This is a genomic window from Dyella sp. 01N36, assembly GCF_056399745.1.
Genome location: NZ_JBFTRY010000074.1, coordinates 1 through 17,053 on the forward strand (window position 1 = coordinate 1; position 17,053 = coordinate 17,053).

Annotated in this window: 16 protein-coding genes; 5 read left to right on the forward strand and 11 right to left on the reverse strand. The window is 64.2% G+C overall.

Features of this window, described 5'->3' with window-relative positions; translation table 11 throughout:
- The 6 genes from AC1DMG_RS12865 to AC1DMG_RS12890 form a co-directional block, all read right to left on the reverse strand.
- Positions 1–708: phosphohexomutase domain-containing protein (locus tag AC1DMG_RS12865; protein WP_477180589.1), on the reverse strand; the 708-nt coding region annotated here is incomplete at its 3' end.
- A gap of 148 nt (positions 709–856) precedes the next feature.
- Positions 857–2,686 carry a glutamine--fructose-6-phosphate transaminase (isomerizing) gene (gene glmS, locus AC1DMG_RS12870; protein WP_441604673.1) on the reverse strand — a complete coding sequence of 610 codons (1,830 nt, stop codon included), beginning with the start codon at positions 2,684–2,686 and terminating at the stop codon, positions 857–859.
- A gap of 139 nt (positions 2,687–2,825) precedes the next feature.
- Positions 2,826–4,196: a pyridoxal-phosphate dependent enzyme gene (locus AC1DMG_RS12875; RefSeq protein WP_441604674.1), complete on the reverse strand. Its 1,371-nt coding sequence runs from the start codon at positions 4,194–4,196 to the stop codon at positions 2,826–2,828.
- Positions 4,197–4,350: 154 nt separating this feature from the next.
- Positions 4,351–4,578: an HP1242/YdcH family protein gene (locus AC1DMG_RS12880; protein WP_046972765.1), complete on the reverse strand. Its 228-nt coding sequence runs from the start codon at positions 4,576–4,578 to the stop codon at positions 4,351–4,353.
- 401 nt (positions 4,579–4,979) lie between these two features.
- Complete coding sequence (locus AC1DMG_RS12885; protein WP_441604675.1) at positions 4,980–5,594, reverse strand: hypothetical protein; 615 nt, start codon at positions 5,592–5,594, stop codon at positions 4,980–4,982.
- The gene (locus AC1DMG_RS12890; RefSeq protein ID WP_441604676.1) at positions 5,591–6,187 is read right to left on the reverse strand and encodes a DUF4398 domain-containing protein; all 597 of its coding nucleotides are present in this window, start codon (positions 6,185–6,187) and stop codon (positions 5,591–5,593) included. Before AC1DMG_RS12890 ends, AC1DMG_RS12885 begins: the two co-directional genes overlap by 4 nt.
- A 110-nt stretch (positions 6,188–6,297) precedes the next feature.
- Between AC1DMG_RS12890 and AC1DMG_RS12895 the strand changes: the two genes are divergently transcribed.
- Positions 6,298–7,389, forward strand: a complete 1,092-nt coding sequence (locus AC1DMG_RS12895; RefSeq protein WP_477180592.1) for a PilT/PilU family type 4a pilus ATPase — start codon at positions 6,298–6,300, stop codon at positions 7,387–7,389.
- Between the two features lie 47 nt (positions 7,390–7,436).
- Here AC1DMG_RS12895 and maiA read toward each other — a convergent pair whose 3' ends face one another.
- Positions 7,437–8,102: a maleylacetoacetate isomerase gene (maiA, locus tag AC1DMG_RS12900; protein ID WP_441604677.1), complete on the reverse strand. Its 666-nt coding sequence runs from the start codon at positions 8,100–8,102 to the stop codon at positions 7,437–7,439.
- A 134-nt stretch (positions 8,103–8,236) separates the two neighbouring features.
- Here maiA and AC1DMG_RS12905 point away from each other — a divergent pair, with 134 nt between their 5' ends.
- The 3 genes from AC1DMG_RS12905 (at position 8,237) to AC1DMG_RS12915 (ending at position 11,686) form a co-directional block, all read left to right on the forward strand.
- Positions 8,237–9,415, forward strand: coding sequence for a phosphoglycerate kinase (locus AC1DMG_RS12905; protein ID WP_441604678.1), 1,179 nt, complete (start codon positions 8,237–8,239; stop codon positions 9,413–9,415).
- Positions 9,415–10,047 carry an HAD hydrolase-like protein gene (locus AC1DMG_RS12910; RefSeq protein WP_441604679.1) on the forward strand — a complete coding sequence of 211 codons (633 nt, stop codon included), beginning with the start codon at positions 9,415–9,417 and terminating at the stop codon, positions 10,045–10,047. The genes AC1DMG_RS12905 and AC1DMG_RS12910 overlap by 1 nt, the downstream gene beginning before the upstream one ends.
- A gap of 94 nt (positions 10,048–10,141) precedes the next feature.
- Positions 10,142–11,686, forward strand: a complete 1,545-nt coding sequence (locus AC1DMG_RS12915) for a rhomboid family intramembrane serine protease (RefSeq protein ID WP_441604680.1) — start codon at positions 10,142–10,144, stop codon at positions 11,684–11,686.
- Between the two features lie 186 nt (positions 11,687–11,872).
- On the opposite strand, the gene AC1DMG_RS12920 is transcribed toward AC1DMG_RS12915, so the two are convergent.
- Positions 11,873–12,421, reverse strand: a complete 549-nt coding sequence (locus tag AC1DMG_RS12920; protein WP_441604681.1) for a DinB family protein — start codon at positions 12,419–12,421, stop codon at positions 11,873–11,875.
- Positions 12,422–12,547: 126 nt separating this feature from the next.
- Positions 12,548–14,551: a transketolase gene (gene tkt, locus AC1DMG_RS12925; RefSeq protein WP_477180590.1), complete on the reverse strand. Its 2,004-nt coding sequence runs from the start codon at positions 14,549–14,551 to the stop codon at positions 12,548–12,550.
- 303 nt (positions 14,552–14,854) lie between these two features.
- Between tkt and AC1DMG_RS12930 the strand changes: the two genes are divergently transcribed.
- A complete protein-coding gene (locus tag AC1DMG_RS12930) occupies positions 14,855–15,472 on the forward strand; it encodes an outer membrane beta-barrel protein (protein WP_441604683.1) in 618 nt (205 codons plus the stop codon).
- 75 nt (positions 15,473–15,547) lie between these two features.
- Here the strand turns inward: AC1DMG_RS12930 and AC1DMG_RS12935 are convergent, their stop codons facing one another.
- Both AC1DMG_RS12935 and AC1DMG_RS12940 read right to left on the reverse strand, forming a co-directional pair.
- Entirely contained in the window at positions 15,548–16,555 is a 1,008-nt protein-coding gene (locus AC1DMG_RS12935; RefSeq protein WP_441604684.1) for a class I fructose-bisphosphate aldolase, read from the reverse strand.
- 148 nt (positions 16,556–16,703) lie between these two features.
- The coding region (locus AC1DMG_RS12940; protein ID WP_477180591.1) for a TonB family protein at positions 16,704–17,053 on the reverse strand (350 nt) is incomplete at its 5' end.

Below are 17,053 nucleotides of genomic sequence, written 5' to 3' on the forward strand. Positions count from 1 at the left end.
ATCCCAGGCAATGCCGAAGTCAGCACCATGCTGGCGGACCGCGTCGGCCGTGGCGTCGCGATTCTCCGGCAGCAACGGATTGGGAATGCCATGGGGGAAGCTGCCGTCGGGCTCGTGGTGAATCCGGATGAATTCCAGCGGCAGATGCGCATCCAGCAGGTCGATCACGCCACCCGCGCCGCCGTTGCCCGCGTTGACCACGACCTTGAGCGGACGCATGGCTTGCGGATCGACATAAGACAGCAAGTGTTGAATATAGGCCGACTTGTCGTGATCGCGCGCGACCGAGCCGCGCGTCGCCGCTATCGGGCCGAAGTCATTCGCTTCGACCAGTTGTTCGACGTCACGCAACCCGGTATCGCCGCTGATCGGTCGCGAGCCTTCGCGAACCAGCTTCATGCCGTTGTAGTCGATGGGATTGTGGCTGGCGGTCACCATGATGCCGCCCGCCACCTGCCGATGGAACGTCTGGAAATAGACCTCCTCGGTGCCGCACAGGCCGATATCAATCGCGTCGCGCCCCTCGTCATTCAGGCCGCGAATGATCGCTTCTGCGAACACAGGGCTATCGCGACGGATGTCAAAGCCAACCACGACAGCGCCCTCGCCAACAGCACGAGCGAAAGCGCGCCCTAGCCGATAAGCGATGTCCTCGTTGAGTTCATCCGGCACGCGGCCGCGAATGTCATAGGCCTTGAAACACTTCATGGAGAGCGACCGCAAGAGTGGGAAGCGCTCATTGTATCGCCTGTGGCAGCGCACTCCTGCCAGCGGGTCGCCCGGCGTGGGCGACGTCGCCGGCTCTCAGGCAAGAGCCGGCGAAACTCCTGGCGTACCAGAGCGCGCGCCTGTGCCGTTACTCCACCGTCACCGACTTCGCCAAATTACGCGGCTGGTCCACATCGGTGCCGCGCAGTACTGCCACGTGATAGGCGAGCAACTGCAGCGGCACGGTGAACACGGCGGGGGCGATGAAATCGCCGCCGCCGTTGATGCGCAGCGTGACGCCGCGGGCGCCGTTGCCTTCGAGGCTGGCTTCGCCATCGGCGAACACCAGCAGTTCGCCGCCGCGGGCGCGCACTTCCTGCAGGTTGGACTTGAGCTTGTCCAGCAGCGGGCCGTTGGGGGCCACGGCGATGACCGGCATGTCTTCATCGACCAGCGCCAGCGGGCCGTGCTTGAGCTCGCCCGCCGGGTACGCCTCGGCATGGATGTACGAGATTTCCTTGAGCTTGAGCGAGCCTTCCAGCGCCACCGGGTATTGCGCACCGCGCCCGAGGAACAGCGCATGCTGGCGATGGATGAGGTGCGCGGCCAGGTCGATCACCTGCGGTTCCAGCTTGAGCGCGTCTTCGAGCGCACGCGGCAAATGCTGCAGCTGGGCACAGAGATCGATATAGCGGGTGTTGTCCATGCCGCGGTGCTGCGCAAGATGAAGCGTCAGCAGGGCGAGCGCGGCGAGCTGCGTGGTGAACGCCTTGGTCGAAGCCACACCGATTTCCGGACCGGCGCGCGTCATCAGCTTGAGGTCGGCTTCGCGCACCACGGACGATTCGGGCACGTTGCAGATCGCCAGCGTCCCCAGATAGCCGCGGCGACGGGACTCGCGCATCGCCGCGAGGGTATCGGCCGTTTCGCCGGACTGCGAAATCGCCACGAACAGCGTGCCATCGGGCACCACGGCCTCGCGATAGCGATATTCGCTCGCTACTTCCACGCTCACCGGCAGGCGTGCGTGTTCCTCGATCCAGTACTTGGCGACCAGGCCCGCGTGGTAGCTGGTGCCGCAGGCAATGATGTGCAGGCCGCGCACCTTGGCGAGCAGTTCGTCGCCGTCCACGCCGAAGATGTTCGGCAACACGCCATGCGGACCGATGCGCGCTTCAAGCGTCGCGGCCACGGCGTGGGGCTGCTCGAAGATTTCCTTCTGCATGTAGTGGCGATATTCGCCGCGTTCCACCGCGTCGGCCGAAAGCTCGCTCTCGTGCATGGAACGCTCGACCCGCTGGCCGTCGAGATTGAATATCTCCACCTGGTCGCGGGTGATCTCGGCGACATCGTCTTCGTCGAGATAGATGATCTTGTTGGTGACCTGGATCAGCGCCTGGGCATCCGAGCCAAGGAAGTGCTCGCCAATGCCCACGCCCACCAGCAGGGGCGCACCGTGGCGCGCGCCGACCACGCGCCCCGGCTCCGTGCTGCTGATCACGGCAATCGCATAAGCGCCTTCCAGTTCGCGCACGGTGGCCAGCACTGCTTCGCGCAGGCTTACGCCGGACTGCACATGCTCGTTGATCAACGCCGCCATCACCTCGGTGTCGGTTTCCGAGGTGAACACATGGCCGCGCGCCTGCAGATCCGCGCGCAGCGTGGCGTAGTTCTCGATGATGCCGTTGTGCACCAGGGCCACGCTGCCGGCCATGTGCGGATGCGCATTCGCCTCATTGGGCACGCCATGTGTCGCCCAGCGCGTATGCGCGATGCCGGTGCCGCCGGGAAACGGATCGGCCAGATACAAGGCTTCCATCTCACGGACCTTGCCCTTGGCGCGCACGCGCTGGACTTCGCCTCGATCCAAAACGGCCAGGCCCGCCGAATCGTAGCCGCGGTATTCGAGCGCCTTGAGGCCGGCGATGAGCAAGGGGGCCACGTCACGCTGGGCGGCGGCGGCAACGATTCCACACATGAGCTGTTACTCCTTAGAACGAACGCGGCCAGTCACGGTCGCGAAACCGCGACTTTGGTCGCAGCCGATTTCAGCAAACTTTCGGGGGCCATGGGCGGTTGATCCGATGGCCTATGCTGGACGCACGCTTACACGGTCTTCAATGCACCTTGCGGCGTAGATAGTTCAGCAGATCAATGCGGGTGATCAGGCCCAGGAACTGTTCGCCGTCCACCACGATGGCCACATGGCCGCGGTCGAACACCGGCAGCAGGGATTCGATCGGCGAGCGCACGTCCAGCATGTGCAGGCTGGTGATCATGGCGGTGGATACCGGGTCGCGGAATCTGGCTTCGTCCGCATGCACGTGCATCAGCACGTCCGATTCATCGAGGATGCCGACCAGGCGGCTGCCATCCATCACCGGCAGCTGCGACACGTCGTACAGCTTCATGCGCGTATAGGCCGTCATCAGCAACTCGTTCGGGCCGATCACCACGGTATCGCGCTGGGCGAAGGGACGCAGCAGCAGGTCGCGCAGGTCGCCCCGCTGTTCGCGCTCGATGAAGCCGTTGTCGAGCATCCAGTAGTCGTTGTACATCTTGGACAGGTACTTGTTGCCCGTATCGCATACCAGGGTGACCACGCGCTTCGGCTCTGTCTGCTCGCGGCAATAGCGCAGCGCAGCGGCCAGCAGGGTGCCGGTGGACGAACCACCGAGGATGCCCTCCTTCGCCAGCAGCTCGCGCGCGGCCAGGAAGCTTTCCTTGTCGGGGATGGCATAGGCCTTCTTCACGCGCGTGAAGTCGCTGATGCTCGGCAGGAAGTCCTCGCCGATGCCTTCCACCATCCAACTGCCCGACTTGGTCGAGAGCACGCCTTCGTTGATGTACTGGGCCAGGATGGAGCCGACCGGATCGGCCAGCACGAAGTCGGTGTTGGGCGAATGCTCGGCGAAGAATTTGGACAGGCCGCTGAGCGTGCCCGACGATCCGCAGCCGACCACGATGGCGTCGACCTTGCCATCGAGCTGTTCGAGAATTTCCGGGCCGGTGGTGGCGATATGCGCGGCCGGGTTGTCCGGATTGCCGAACTGGTTGATGAAGTAGGCGCCTGGCGTTTCGCGCGCGATGCGCTCGGCCATGTCCTGGTAGTACTCCGGGTGGCCCTTGGCCACGTCCGAGCGCGTCAGCACCACCTCGGCGCCCATCGCCTTGAGGTTGAAGATCTTCTCGCGGCTCATCTTGTCGGGCACCACCAGGATCAGGCGGTAGCCCTTCTGCTGGGCGACCAGCGCCAGGCCCAGGCCGGTGTTGCCGGCCGTGCCTTCCACCAGGGTGTCGCCCGGGCGAATCCGACCGGCCCGCTCGGCGCCTTCGATCATCGACAGGCCGATGCGGTCCTTGACCGAGCCGCCGGGATTGGCGCTTTCCAGCTTCAGGAAGAGCTCGCACGGTCCAACGTCCAGGCGCTGCGCGCGTACCATCGGGGTACGTCCGATCAGTTCAAGGACACTGTTGTGGACCGACATAAAAACTCCTTCCTGTAGGCAGCGGCTGCTTCTTGGCGACCGCTCGGGAGGACGATGATAACCGAGCGGCTCTCACCCTTCGCCGACCCCAGAAACAACGCGGCCCCGGAGCCGTGAGGCGCCGGGGCCGCGTTCATGCGAAAACGTCGCAGATTCAGTTGATGTGGTGCGCTCGGCTATCCCACATGCGCTGGAGTCGCTCCTTCGCGTGGAGTTTCTCCTTCTTCATGCCCGATAACGTCATGTCATCGATGGGAAGCACGCCGATTTCGGCGTCGTGCACCTTGCTGTCGAGTTCTTTGTGGTGCTGATAGAGCCGACGGAATTCGGCATCGGCCTTCATCAAAGCTTCGACATCATCACGCTGCTGGTTTTCAAACATGATGGAACCTCCTCTGGAGAGTACGGCGGGGACCGTTTTGGGGACACCCGCTGACGAGGAATCACGCACACGCACCCGCCATCCATGCCGGTTGTCCGGTCCATGGAGATCGATAAAGGAGGAAGGTTGGGCGCATGACTCACGTCGGTGACCCAGGCGCGGAGATGCCCCTGGGAACTTGACCCTACTCCCCGATCTGGGGTCATGCAAGCGTCATATGAGCGGCAGGAAATAGCGGAACTTTCCTAAAAAAGACTGCCAGAACAGTCTTTTGCACAAGTCGAACGGCGGCGTCGCGAAATTTGAACAGAGCGGCTCGCGGCCGGCGATATCTCAGCGACACAGGGACAAAACAAAGGCCGGCGGGTTGACCGCCGGCCTCGTGAACACCTGGGCAGGACTTACTTGCCCTGGTCCTTGTTGGTCGTGCTGTCGCCCTGCATCTGCTGGCGCATGGCGCGCGCGGCCTGCGCGGCCAGGTCCGCTTGCTTCTTGGCGGCATTGGCGACCTTGGCCTGGGCGGCGGCCAGCTTCTTGGCCTGGTCGGCCTGGGCCTGGGCCTGGGCGGCGGCTTCGGCGCCGGCAGCGAGCTGGCGGGCCGATTCTTCCTGGGCGGCCTGGTATTGCAGGCGCTGGCGTTCGAGCTCGCGGCGCGCCATTTCCGTCTCGCGGCGGCTGCCGTCGAGCTGGATCTGGTCGTGTTCGCGATCGAGCTTGCCGATCTGCAGCTGCGCGTCCTGCAACTGGGCCGTGGCGCGGGCCAGGTCGACGCGACGCTCGGCGATGTAAAGCGCATGCACGCGGTCACGCGAACGGGCTTGGGCCAGCTGATTCACGGCGTCACGGGCGCGCGCCTGCTCGGCCTGGGCATAGGTGCCGATGGACGGATCGCTGGAGAGCTGGTCGAGGCTATTGGTGAGCCGGGCCACGTCCATATCGTCCTTGGCCGCATGGACGCTGCCCACGGCGGCTACTGCAAACAGCAGCGTCGAAAGGCGGAGGGTCAGGTGTTTCATAGATGGCCTCCCTGGTCAGTGCTCGACGGAGGTGCCGGCTGGTCGGGATTGGGATTCTGCGGGTAGGTCTGGAAGCCCTGCCCCTGCGGTACAGGCTCGCCCAGCGCGGAACTCGGCGGCGCCGGCATATCGCCGGTCTGCTGTTGTTGCGGCAGGCCGGACGCCTGGCTCTGGTTCTGCTGTTGCTGGTCGGCCAGGGACTGGTCGATCTGCTCGCGCAGCTGCTGGTTGGCCGACGTCTTGTTCTGGATCTGCGCCCGGGCGGCGCCCAGGCGGGCCTTGGTGCGGGCCAGTTCGGCGCTGGCCCTGGCCTCGTCGGCCAGTTGGGCGGCGACGTCGTAATCGCGCTTGGCTATCGCGTTCTGGGCCTGCTGGAACTTGTCCTGGGCATTGCCCAGGTCGATCGGGTCGTAGACCGCCGCATCGGCATCCCGTGCCGCCTGCAGCTGCATCTGCGCCTGATTCATGATCCCGTCCGGCGGTGGCGCGGACGCGCAACCCGCCAGCGCCAGCGTCATGGCCAGCGCCAGGGTGGATACCGCAAGGCGMGCGAACTTGGGTCGCTGCCCTGGCGGGGAAAAGATGTGCACCATCACTCAGTCCTCTCAGAGTGTCACAGCGTATTGTGGGCGGGCATAATCCACTTTAGCAATGCGCACGGAACTAGGGGATTCGAGTGGACATTGGTTATTTCCTCAAGCTAATGGTTGACAAGGGCGCGTCGGATATGTTCCTGACGACGGGCGCCCCTGTGAACATTAAGGTCGAGGGCAAGCTTTACCCGCTGGGCAATACCGGCCTGCCGAGCGGCATGGTCAAGAAAATCGCCTATTCGCTGATGGACGAGGGCCAGGTACCGCAGTTCGAGCGCGACCTGGAGCTGAACATGGCGCTGGCTGTGAAGGAAGCCGGCCGTTTCCGCATCAACGTGTTCAAGCAGCGCGGCGAAGTGGGCATGGTCATCCGTGCCATCAAGAGCGAAATCCCCAGCATCGACCAGTTGCAGCTGCCGAGCATCTTCCGTGAATTGATCATGGAACCGCGCGGGCTGATCCTGGTGGTGGGCGCCACCGGCTCGGGCAAGTCGACYWCGYTGGCGGCSATGMTCGACCATCGCAACCAGAATTCCTCGGGCCATATCCTCACCATCGAGGATCCGATCGAATACCTGCACCGCCACAAGAAATCCATCGTCAAYCAGCGCGAAGTCGGCCTGGATACGCACAGCTATCACGAAGCCCTGCGCAACGCGATGCGTGAAGCGCCCGACGTGATCATGATCGGCGAAATCCGCGATACCGACACCATGGAAGCGGCCATCGCGTTCTCCGAAACCGGTCACCTCTGCCTGGCGACGCTGCACTCGAACAACGCCGACCAGACGCTGGAGCGCATCCTCAACTTCTTCCCGGAATCGGCGCACAAGAACGTGCTGATGAACCTCGCGCTCAACCTGCGCGCGGTGATCAGCCAGCGCCTGGTGATCGGCAAGGACGGACGCCGTCTGCCGGCTACCGAAGTGCTGCTCAACACGCCGCTGATCCGCGACATGATTCGCCGCGGCCAGGTGCACGACGTGAAGGAAGCGATGGATCGCAGCCTGCAGGAAGGCATGCGCACCTTCGACCAATCGCTGTATCGCCTCTACAAGGAAGGCCGCATCGAGCTCGAGGAAGCGCTCAACAAGGCCGACTCGCGCGATGGCCTGGCACTCAAGGTGCGCCTGTCCGATAGCGGCGGCAACACGGAAAACACCGAGCTGGCGGGTAACGATCCGTACGGGCTGGGCTTCTAAGTTCGATCCTTCAAGTCGAGGGGCGCACGCCGCCCCGCGCACTTTGCTCAGACCGCCGCCGGCGCATCCGGCTGTGCTTCCGGCGCCGCCCGCTGGAACGCCGGCAGCGCCTCGCAGGCTTCATGGATGCGACGAATGGTCGGGTAATCATCCATCGGCAGCTTCCAGCGCACTGCGTTATAGACCTGCGGCACCAGGCACGCATCGGCCATGCCGGGCGTATCGCCATGACAGAACCGGCCCGTCGCCACGTTGCCCGCCAGCATCGTTTCCATCGCCTGCAGGCCCAGGCTGATCCAGTGGCGGGACCACACGCCCTTGGTGGCATCGTCGACCCCGAGTTGCGAGCTCAGGTACTGAAGCACCCGGAGGTTGCCCAGTGGATGCAGGTCGCACGCGATGACCTGTGACAGYGCCCGGACACGTGCCCGCCCGACCGGGTCCGAAGGCAGCAACGGCGGCTCGGGACGGGTCTCGTCCAGGTATTCCATGATCGCCATGGACTGGGTGAACACCCGCCCGCCATCGACCAGGGCCGGCACCAGCTCCTGCGGGTTCAAGGCCTGGAAGTCCGGCAGATGCTGCTCGCCGCCGTGGTTCACCAGGTGTACCGCTTCGGACTCGTACGGCAAGCCCTTGAGGTTCAAGGCGATGCGCACGCGGTAGGCGGCGCTCGAGCGCCAGTAGCCGTACAACACCAGATCCTGCCCCATACCTTGTCCTCCAACCACGGTGAGGTTCATAGGATACCTGTCATACGGTTTGCATCACCGCGAACCGGGCGGGACAATAGGCGGTTCGCGCCCAACGGCGCCGCATTCATGAATCCAAACCAGGGAGTTGCGCCGTGTCCGTTACCCGCATGAGCGATCTTGATCTGCGCGGCAAGCGCGTGCTGATTCGCGAAGATCTGAACGTACCGATCGAGAACGGCCGGATCACCTCCACCCAGCGCCTCGATGCGGCGCTGCCGACGCTCAAGGCCGCCCGCGACGCCGGCGCCAGGCTGATGGTGCTGTCGCACCTGGGCCGCCCGAAGGAAGGCCAGTTTGACGCCGAGTCCTCGCTGGCGCCCGTCGCCAAGTGGCTGAGCGACAAACTGGGCCAGCCGGTGCGCCTGGTCGCCGACTATCTCGACGGCGTCGACGTTGCCGAAGGCGAAGTGGTGGTGCTGGAGAATTGCCGCATGAACGTCGGCGAGGGCAAGGACGACAACGCGCTGGCGAAGAAGTACGCCGCGCTGTGCGACATCTTCGTCATGGACGCCTTCGGCACGGCGCATCGCGCGCAGGCTTCGACCCACGGCGTGATCAAGTTCGCCCCCATCGCTGCGGCCGGCCCGCTGCTGTCAGCCGAACTGGACGCGCTGGGCAAGGCGCTGGAGCATCCCGCCCGTCCGCTGCTGGCGATCGTCGCCGGCTCCAAAGTCTCGACCAAACTCACCTTGCTGGAAAACCTCATCGGCAAAGTCGACCAGTTGATCGTGGGTGGCGGCATCGCCAACACCTTCATCGCGGCCATGGGTTATTCCGTGGGCAATTCGCTGTACGAACCCGACCTCATCGGCGCCGCCAAGAAAGTGATCGCCGACGCCAAGCGCCGCAACGCTGACGTGCCGCTGCCGGTGGATGTGGTCGTCGCGCCGGAGTTCTCGGCGCATGCGCCCGCCACGGTAAAGCCGGTGGACGCGGTCAAGGAAGGCGAGCTGATCCTCGACATCGGGCCGGAGACCGCGCGCCGTTATGCCGAGATGATCGCCAAGGCCGGCACGGTGGTGTGGAACGGYCCGGTCGGCGTGTTCGAATTCGACGCCTTCGGTCATGGCACCGAGACCCTGGCCCGCGCCGTGGCCGCCTCGCCGGCGTTCTCCATCGCCGGYGGCGGCGACACGCTGGCCGCCGTGGACAAGTACGGCATCGAAAAAGATGTGTCGTACATCTCCACCGGCGGCGGCGCCTTCCTCGAATTCCTCGAAGGCAAGGAGCTGCCCGCCGTGGCAGCCCTCAAGGCGCGCGCGGGCAAGTAATGCTGTGTCTGTTTGATCTCGATGGCACGCTGATCGATTCGGAGATCGGCATCCTGGGCTGCGTCCGCCATGCGCTGACGCAGCTGGGTGTGGCGCATCCCCCGGAGATGCGCCACTGGATCGGCCCGCCGCTGCGGCACAGCTTTGCGCCGCTGCTCGACCACGATCACGAGCGCATCGAACAGGCGGTGGAGTTCTACCACGAGCGCTTCCACACCATCGGCTGGCAGGAGCACTCGGTATACCCGGGCATCGAGGCGATGATCGGGCGCCTTCAGGCCGCCGGCCACACGCTGGCCGTGGTCACCAGCAAGCCGGAACGGCACGCGCGGCCGATCATCGAACACCTGCCGTTCGGTCCCGCATTTAGCCGTCTATATGGCCCGGACCCGAGCAGCCCGCACAGCGAAAAGGCAACCATGATTGCCGCCGCCCTGGCCGATTTCGGCGCCGAGCCGGAGCACACAGTGATGATCGGCGACCGGCACTTCGACATCGACGGCGCCGTGGCCAACCGCGTTCGCGGCATCGGCGTGCTGTGGGGTTTCGGCAGTCGGGCGGAACTGGAAAAGGCCGGCGCACATGCACTGGCTAGCGATCCCGAGGAACTGGGCAACCTCCTCCCGCCCTGACCTAGGCCGAGCGCCYGATTGTTTCTTTCCAACGCCCGCTGGCATGCTTGCCGGGCCGTTGGACGAGGGGGCGGCGCAGCCACAGGGATCAGACATGACGCAGCACGACGCCGCGCCGACGCACGGCAGCGGTTCTGAGCAGGAAACAGTGACGGCGCCCGCCCCTACGGTGGCGGCCGAATCATTCAAGGTGGAATTTGGCCTGCGGGTAGGCCTCAACACCACGCCGGCCGATTCGTTCCGTTTCGTCGGCAAGGGCAGCATCGCCTTCTCCGGCGATACCGTGACCATCGCCGGCGGCCGCAAGCGCCCGTTCATGACGAGCCTCAAGGAAACGCACCGGTTCGCGCGCAACGACATCATCAATGCAGCGCTGTCCGGCAAGACCGTACGTTTTCAGGTGCGCGGGGAAAACCAGCCGCTTCGCACGGTGCAGTTGTCGGCTGCCTCGGTGCCACAGGGCCTGGCGATCATGGCGCACTTGCCTGCGGAGCAGACGCAGGAGTTCGCGCAATCGCAGGCGGCTGTCGCCGATTTCCACCGACGCCTGGATCAGTTCAGCCCGCGCGCACCGGTCACGCCGACCCTGGTGGCCTTGAACGTAGCCATGTTTGTGGCGATGTGCATCGGCGGGATGAACATCCTCACGCCCGATGGCGAAACGGCGGTTCGCTGGGGTTCCAACTTCGGCCCGATGACCATCGGCGGCCAATGGTGGCGCCTGTTCTCGGCCACCTTCATCCACTTCGGCATCATCCATCTTGCGCTCAACATGTGGGCGCTCTTTCAGAACGGCCGCACGATCGAGCGCCTGTTCGGCAGCACGCGTTTTCTTCTGTTGTACGTCTTTGCCGGCCTGACCGGCAGCGTGGCCAGCCTGCTGTGGAATCCGCAGGTGAACAGCGCGGGTGCGTCGGGCGCGATCTTTGGCATCTTTGGCGGCTTGCTGGCATTTGTCATCAATCCTCGCAACGACGTCCCCAAGGAAGTGATGGCAGAGCATCGCAACAGCACCCTGCTGTTCGCCGGCTACTCGCTGTTCTACGGCTTCGCGCACAGCGGCATCGACAATGCCGCGCATATCGGCGGCCTGGCGGGCGGATTCCTGATGGGCCTGCTGCTTTCCCGTCCGCTCAATGCCGAACACCGGATCAGCCCGAATGTGCCGCGCCTGTTGCTGGCCGCGGTCTCCGGCGTCGTCGTGCTCGCAGCGATGCTTTGGCCGCTGGCCAATCCCAACAGCCAACGACAGGCGACGGCGCGCTTCGAGGGCAGCCTGATAACGTTCGACGCGCGCGAGAAAACAGTGATGGAAGCCACCACGGCGCTCTACGAAAAGGCCCACGCCGGAGCCATCTCGACGCAGGCCTTCGCCGACGGACTCGAGAAGGACGTTGCACCGCAGTGGGACGCCATGTACGCCGACGTGGTGGCCGTCAAGCTTGCTCCTGACAATCGTGACTACACCTTCCAGCAGGCCGTGCTGCATTACATCGATGCACGTCGCCAGGCAATTCACGCCTACGCCCATGCCACTACCGACGGTGGCTCGGCGGCGGAGCAAGCCGTGAAGGAGGCCAACCAGAACACGCAGGACGCGCTGGCGGAGCTCAATCGTTTGACGGCGGCCAGAAAGTAAGCGGGCGCACGCATGAAGAAAAAGCCGCGATTGTCGCGGCTTTTTTTGTTTTACCGCTCAAGGATCGACAGCATCATGCGGCTAAGCCCAACCCTTGTGGGAGCGCACCCTGTGCGCGACTGCAACCTGCAGGATTCCTGCTTTGTCGGGCCGTCGCGCACAGGGTGCGCTCCCACAGGTCGGGCGTCACGCGTCGTCGATCAAGCTAGACAAATCGGTCGAACCCACATCCACGCCGGCCTGTGTCAGCAGCGTCGTCACCTGTCCGCGATGGTGCGTCTGGTGATTGAAAAAATGCATGGTCAAAAAGAAGTACGGCTTACGAAAGGCTTCGCCACGGGTGTTCTGATAGGCCAGCGCGTGATCGAGATCTTCCTCGCTCACGGCGTCAGCCCATGCCTCAATCACGGCATCGAGAAAGCGACGATGCGAGGTCAAGGCAGCCAGATCGCCAAAGGGTTGCGCGGCGAGATCGCGTTGAATGGGCACGCCCCGCAACGGTTCCAGCGCCCCATAGTTCGCCGGATGCGCGGCGAAGCGTTGCAGCCAGATCGTGTCGGCCACCGCGATATGGCTGAGCGTGGCATGGATCGAACCGAAGAATGCGCCGCGATCCGTCATCACATCGTCAGGCCGAAGCGAGGCCGCCGCCGCATAGATTTTCTCGTTCATCCAGCGGTTGTAGGCGGCCATTTGCCGTAGGTGGTCGCGGCGCGAGGGAGCGTGTGTATTCATGGCTCAGCGACTTTGTTCCTGGAAAGCGCCAGGGTAACCAGCGGCGCGCAGGGAATCACGTGCCGGTGGGCGCACTCATAAAAAAAGCCGCGGCATGCCGCGGCTTTTTCATTCAACGCAATCGACTTAGCCGAGCACGCGCTTCACCGCATCGACCACATGGGCCACGGTGAAACCGAAGTGCTCGAACAACTGGGGCGCCGGTGCCGAGGCACCAAACGTGGTCATGCTGACCACGTCGCCGTCCAGGCCGACGTACTTGCGCCAGAAGTCGCCAGTCGCCGCTTCCACCGCGACGCGCGCGCGGCACCAGCCCGGCAGGATGGCCTCGCGATATTCCAGCGGCTGCGCATCGAACACTTCCGTGCACGGCATCGACACCACGCGCACCGGCACGTTTTGCTGCGCCAACGTGCGGGCCGCTTCCATCGCCAGCTCCACTTCCGAACCGGTGGCGATCAGGATGGCCTTGAACTTGGTGTCCTGCGGATCGGACAGCACGTAGGCACCGCGTGCGATATCGGCCACCTGCTGCGTGCTGCGCTGCTGGTGCTTGAGGTTCTGGCGCGAGAACACCAGGCACGCCGGGTTGCCCTTGCGTTCAATCGCGAGCTTCCACGACATCGCCGATTCCACCGCGTCGCACGGGCGCCACAGCTGGTTGTTCGGGATGTAGCGCAGCGCGGCGAGGTGCTCGACCGGCTGATGGGTCGGGCCGTCTTCGCCCAGGCCGATCGAGTCGTGCGTGTAGACGTGGATGGCGTGCGCCGGAATCAGCGCGCTCATGCGCACGGCGTTGCGCGCGTAGTCGGAAAACACCAGGAAGGTGGCGTCGTACGGAATGAAGCCGCCGTGCAGGGCCAGGCCGTTGGCGATCGCGGTCATGCCGAACTCGCGCACGCCGTAATACACATAGTTGCCCTTCGGGTCGAAACCGTTGCCGGCGTCGACGCTGCCCTTCCACTTGGTGAGGTTGGAGCCGGCAAGGTCGGCCGAGCCGCCGATCAGTTCCGGCAGCAGCGGCGCGAACGCGTCGATGGTCATCTGCGAGGCCTTGCGCGAGGCAATCTCCGGGCCGTCGGCCTGCAGCTTGTCGACGAAAGCCTGCGACTTGGCCGCCCAATCGGACGGCAGCTCGCCCGACACGCGGYGATTGAATTCCGCGGCCAGCTCCGGGAAGGCCGCCGAATATTTGGCAACCGCGTCATGCCACTTCTGCTCGCGCTCGGCACCCGACGTCTTGTGATCCCAGCCGGCGTAGATCTCGGCCGGAATCTCGAACGGTGCGTAACGCCAGTCCAGCGCGTCGCGTGCGCCGGCCACTTCGTCCTTGCCCAGCGCGGCGCCGTGGCTTTCTTCCTTGCCCTGCTTGTGCGGCGCGCCGAAGCCGATGATGGTCTTGGCGCAGATCAGGGTGGGCTTGTCGGACTGGCTGGTAGCGGCGGCGATGGCCTTCTTGATGGCATCGGCGTCATGGCCGTCGACGCCGCGGATCACGTTCCAGCCATAGGCCTCGAAGCGCTCCGGGGTGTTGTCGGTGAACCAGCCGTGCACTTCGCCGTCAATGGAGATGCCGTTGTCGTCGTACACAGCGACCAGCTTGCCGAGCTTCCAGGTGCCGGCGAGCGAGGCGACCTCATGCGAGATGCCTTCCATCAGGCAGCCATCGCCSAGRAACACATAGGTGTGGTGGTTGACGATCTCGTGGCCCGGGCGGTTGAAGTGCGCGGCGAGCACCTTCTCGGCCAGCGCAAAACCGACCGCATTGGCCAGACCCTGGCCGAGCGGACCGGTGGTGGTCTCCACGCCTGGGGTTTCGCTGGCTTCCGGGTGGCCGGCGGTCTTGGAATGCAGCTGGCGGAAGCGCTTGAGCTGATCCATCGGCAGGTCGTAGCCGGTCAGGTGMAGCARCGCRTASWGCAGCATCGAGCCGTGGCCGTTGGASAGCACGAAKCGGTCGCGATTGAACCACTTCGGGTTGGTCGGATTGTGCTGGAGGAAGTCGTTCCACAGCACTTCGGCGATATCCGCCATGCCCATGGGCATGCCCGGGTGGCCGGAATTGGCCTTCTCCACAGCGTCCATGGCTAGGGCGCGTACGGCATTGGCAAGTTCGCGACGGGTTGTCATCTAGGGGTCTCCGGGGAAGGCGGCCATAAAAGTACGCATTGTCGCCGATCCCGCTTACCCCTGTCGCCACCAGGGATGCTCTGAAGTCATGCCGTCCATGTGGAATAGATCAGAGCATCCCCACGCCCTCTTGCCCAAATGTTAAGAAAATTAACTCCGCCTTAATAATGAACTAACCAGTATTGAAACTAATCGACCCACTCACCATCTAAGTAAAAGTACCGGGTCCACAAGGTACCCAGCCGCGCTCCACCGAACCCCCGGCGCCGCGGACTGGCCCAATAAGATGATGAGGAGTCCCCCATGAAGAACACCATTCTTGCTCTCGCCCTGGCTACGGCCGGTCTCGCGGTCGTCCCGGCGGCTTTCGCCCAGGACGCCGCTCAAGGCAACGCCCAACAGGGCTGGTACGTCGGCGCCAACGCCGGCTACGCCCAGACGCAGAAGGGTCCTTACGACAACGGCAATTTCGCCGGTGGCGTGAAGGGTGGTTACCGCTTCGCCCTCAACCCGGATACCTCCCTGGGTGCGGAAGTGGGTTACGTCTACCTGGGCCGCGCTGACGCGCGTGGCCAGTACACCCAGAATTACGCCAACTACAACGGCGACAACGGCAAGTCCAAGCTGCAGGGCGCGACCGCCGGCCTGAACCTGCGTTACAGCTTCAGCCCGAACTGGTACGGCGAAGTCCGTGGCGGCGCCTTCTTCGCCAAGGGCTCGGGCCTGACCAACGACAAGACCAACCCCGAGATGGTCAACTTCAACAGCACCCGTTACTACGCCGGCCTGGGTGCGGGCTACAACATCAACAAGAACATCAGCGTCGGCCTGAACTGGGATTACTACGACGGCAGCCAGAGCGACAAGAACATCCACCTGCCGACCAACCTGTACAGCGTCAGCGCGGAATACCGCTTCTGATCTTTCAGATAGTGCGAAACAAAAACGGGCGCCGCGAGGCGCCCGTTTTCTTTTGCAGCGATGAGAAGCGGTCGCTTACTTGGCGTTCCACTGACCCAGCGCGGCCAGGCCGTTGTCCTTGGCGCGAGCCAGGACCGTCTTCTGCGCGTCGGCGAAGTTCGCCTTCATGTCCTTGGACCACAGCTTCAGCGCGGCCTGCTGCATGGCGCGGCCGTAGGAGAAGCTCAGCGGCCACGGGTGCGGGCCCATGCGGTTCATCGCATTGAGGTGAGCGGTGGACTGCTCGTCGGTCTGGCCGCCCGAGAGGAACACGATGCCCGGCAGCGTGGCCGGCACAGTGGTCTTGAGCACGCGCACGGTGGCTTCGGCGACTTCTTCCACTTCGGCCTGCTCGTCCGAATCCTTGCCCGGAATGACCATGCTGACTTTCAGGATGGTGCCTTCCAGCATCACGTTCTGCTCGTACAGCGCGTTGAACAGGCTGCGCAGCACGGCTTCGTGCACTTCGTAGCTGACTTCGATGCTGTGGTCGCCGTCCATGATCACTTCCGGCTCGACCATCGGCACCAGGCCGGCTTCCTGGCACAGCGCGGCATAACGGGCCAGCGCGTGGCAGTTCGCTTCGATCGCGGTGGAGGACGGGTTGTCTTCGCTGATGTTGATCACGGCGCGCCACTTGGCGAACTGCGCACCCAGCTTGACGTACTCGGCGAGACGCTCACGCAGGCCATCGAGGCCTTCGGTGATCACGTCGCCCGGGAAGCCGGCCAGCGGCACCGGGCCCTTGTCGACCTTGATGCCCGGGATGATGCCGTTCTTCTTCATCACCTGGGTGAACGGCACGCCGTCCTTGGTCGACTGGCGGATGGTTTCGTCGTACAGGATCGCGCCGGAGATGTGCTCGCTGAGGTTCGGCGCCGTGAGCAGCAGCTCGCGGTAGGCGCGACGGTTCTCTTCGGTGTTGTCGATGCCGACGGCCTCGAAACGCTTCTTGATGGTGTTGGTCGACTCATCGATGGCGATGATGCCCTTGCCGGGCGCAACCATTGCGAGGGCAACGCTTTCGAGATCTTCGATGCTCATGACAACTCCGGATACTTAGGCGGTGTGGGCCGCACAAGGTGATGCCGCCCGGGGGCGGCAAGGTCGTGAAAGGCCGCGATTATAGGTCATAAGGCCGCCGAGGGCCGGATTGGCCCTGAACGGCGCCAGCGCTGGGCCGGCGCGGCCCTCAGGCCTGGTCGAAGTTGGGCAGCTTGCAGGCGTCGATGATGGCCTGCTTCTGCGCGGCATCGGCGGGCAGGTTGAACGGCACGATGTAATAGGTGGTCACCGGCTCATGCGTGCTGTTCTTCAGCGACGGACCATAGCGAAGATTGGTCACCACGCTCTTGGCCACGGCGTCCAGATCGCTCTGCGGAACCACCTTGCGCACGGTGACGTTCTGCGGAACGCCGTCGGTGCCGATCATGAAGCTCACGGCGACGCAGCCGGGCTTGTCCATGTTGCGGCCGCTGTTGGGGATGTCCGCGTCGACCTTGGTGTTGAGCATCAGCCAGTACGCCTGGATGTGCTCAGGGC

Bases quoted from the DNA above. Each gene is read 5' to 3' on its own strand.
- glmS (WP_441604673.1), bottom strand. From the start codon at position 2,686: ATGTGTGGAATCGTTGCCGCCGCCGCCCAGCGTGACGTGGCCCCCTTG.
- AC1DMG_RS12875 (WP_441604674.1), bottom strand. From the start codon at position 4,196: ATGTCGGTCCACAACAGTGTCCTTGAACTGATCGGACGTACCCCGATG.
- AC1DMG_RS12880 (WP_046972765.1), bottom strand. From the start codon at position 4,578: ATGTTTGAAAACCAGCAGCGTGATGATGTCGAAGCTTTGATGAAGGCC.
- AC1DMG_RS12885 (WP_441604675.1), bottom strand. From the start codon at position 5,594: ATGAAACACCTGACCCTCCGCCTTTCGACGCTGCTGTTTGCAGTAGCC.
- AC1DMG_RS12910 (WP_441604679.1), top strand. From the start codon at position 9,415: ATGCTGTGTCTGTTTGATCTCGATGGCACGCTGATCGATTCGGAGATC.
- AC1DMG_RS12915 (WP_441604680.1), top strand. From the start codon at position 10,142: ATGACGCAGCACGACGCCGCGCCGACGCACGGCAGCGGTTCTGAGCAG.
- AC1DMG_RS12920 (WP_441604681.1), bottom strand. From the start codon at position 12,421: ATGAATACACACGCTCCCTCGCGCCGCGACCACCTACGGCAAATGGCC.
- AC1DMG_RS12930 (WP_441604683.1), top strand. From the start codon at position 14,855: ATGAAGAACACCATTCTTGCTCTCGCCCTGGCTACGGCCGGTCTCGCG.
- AC1DMG_RS12935 (WP_441604684.1), bottom strand. From the start codon at position 16,555: ATGAGCATCGAAGATCTCGAAAGCGTTGCCCTCGCAATGGTTGCGCCC.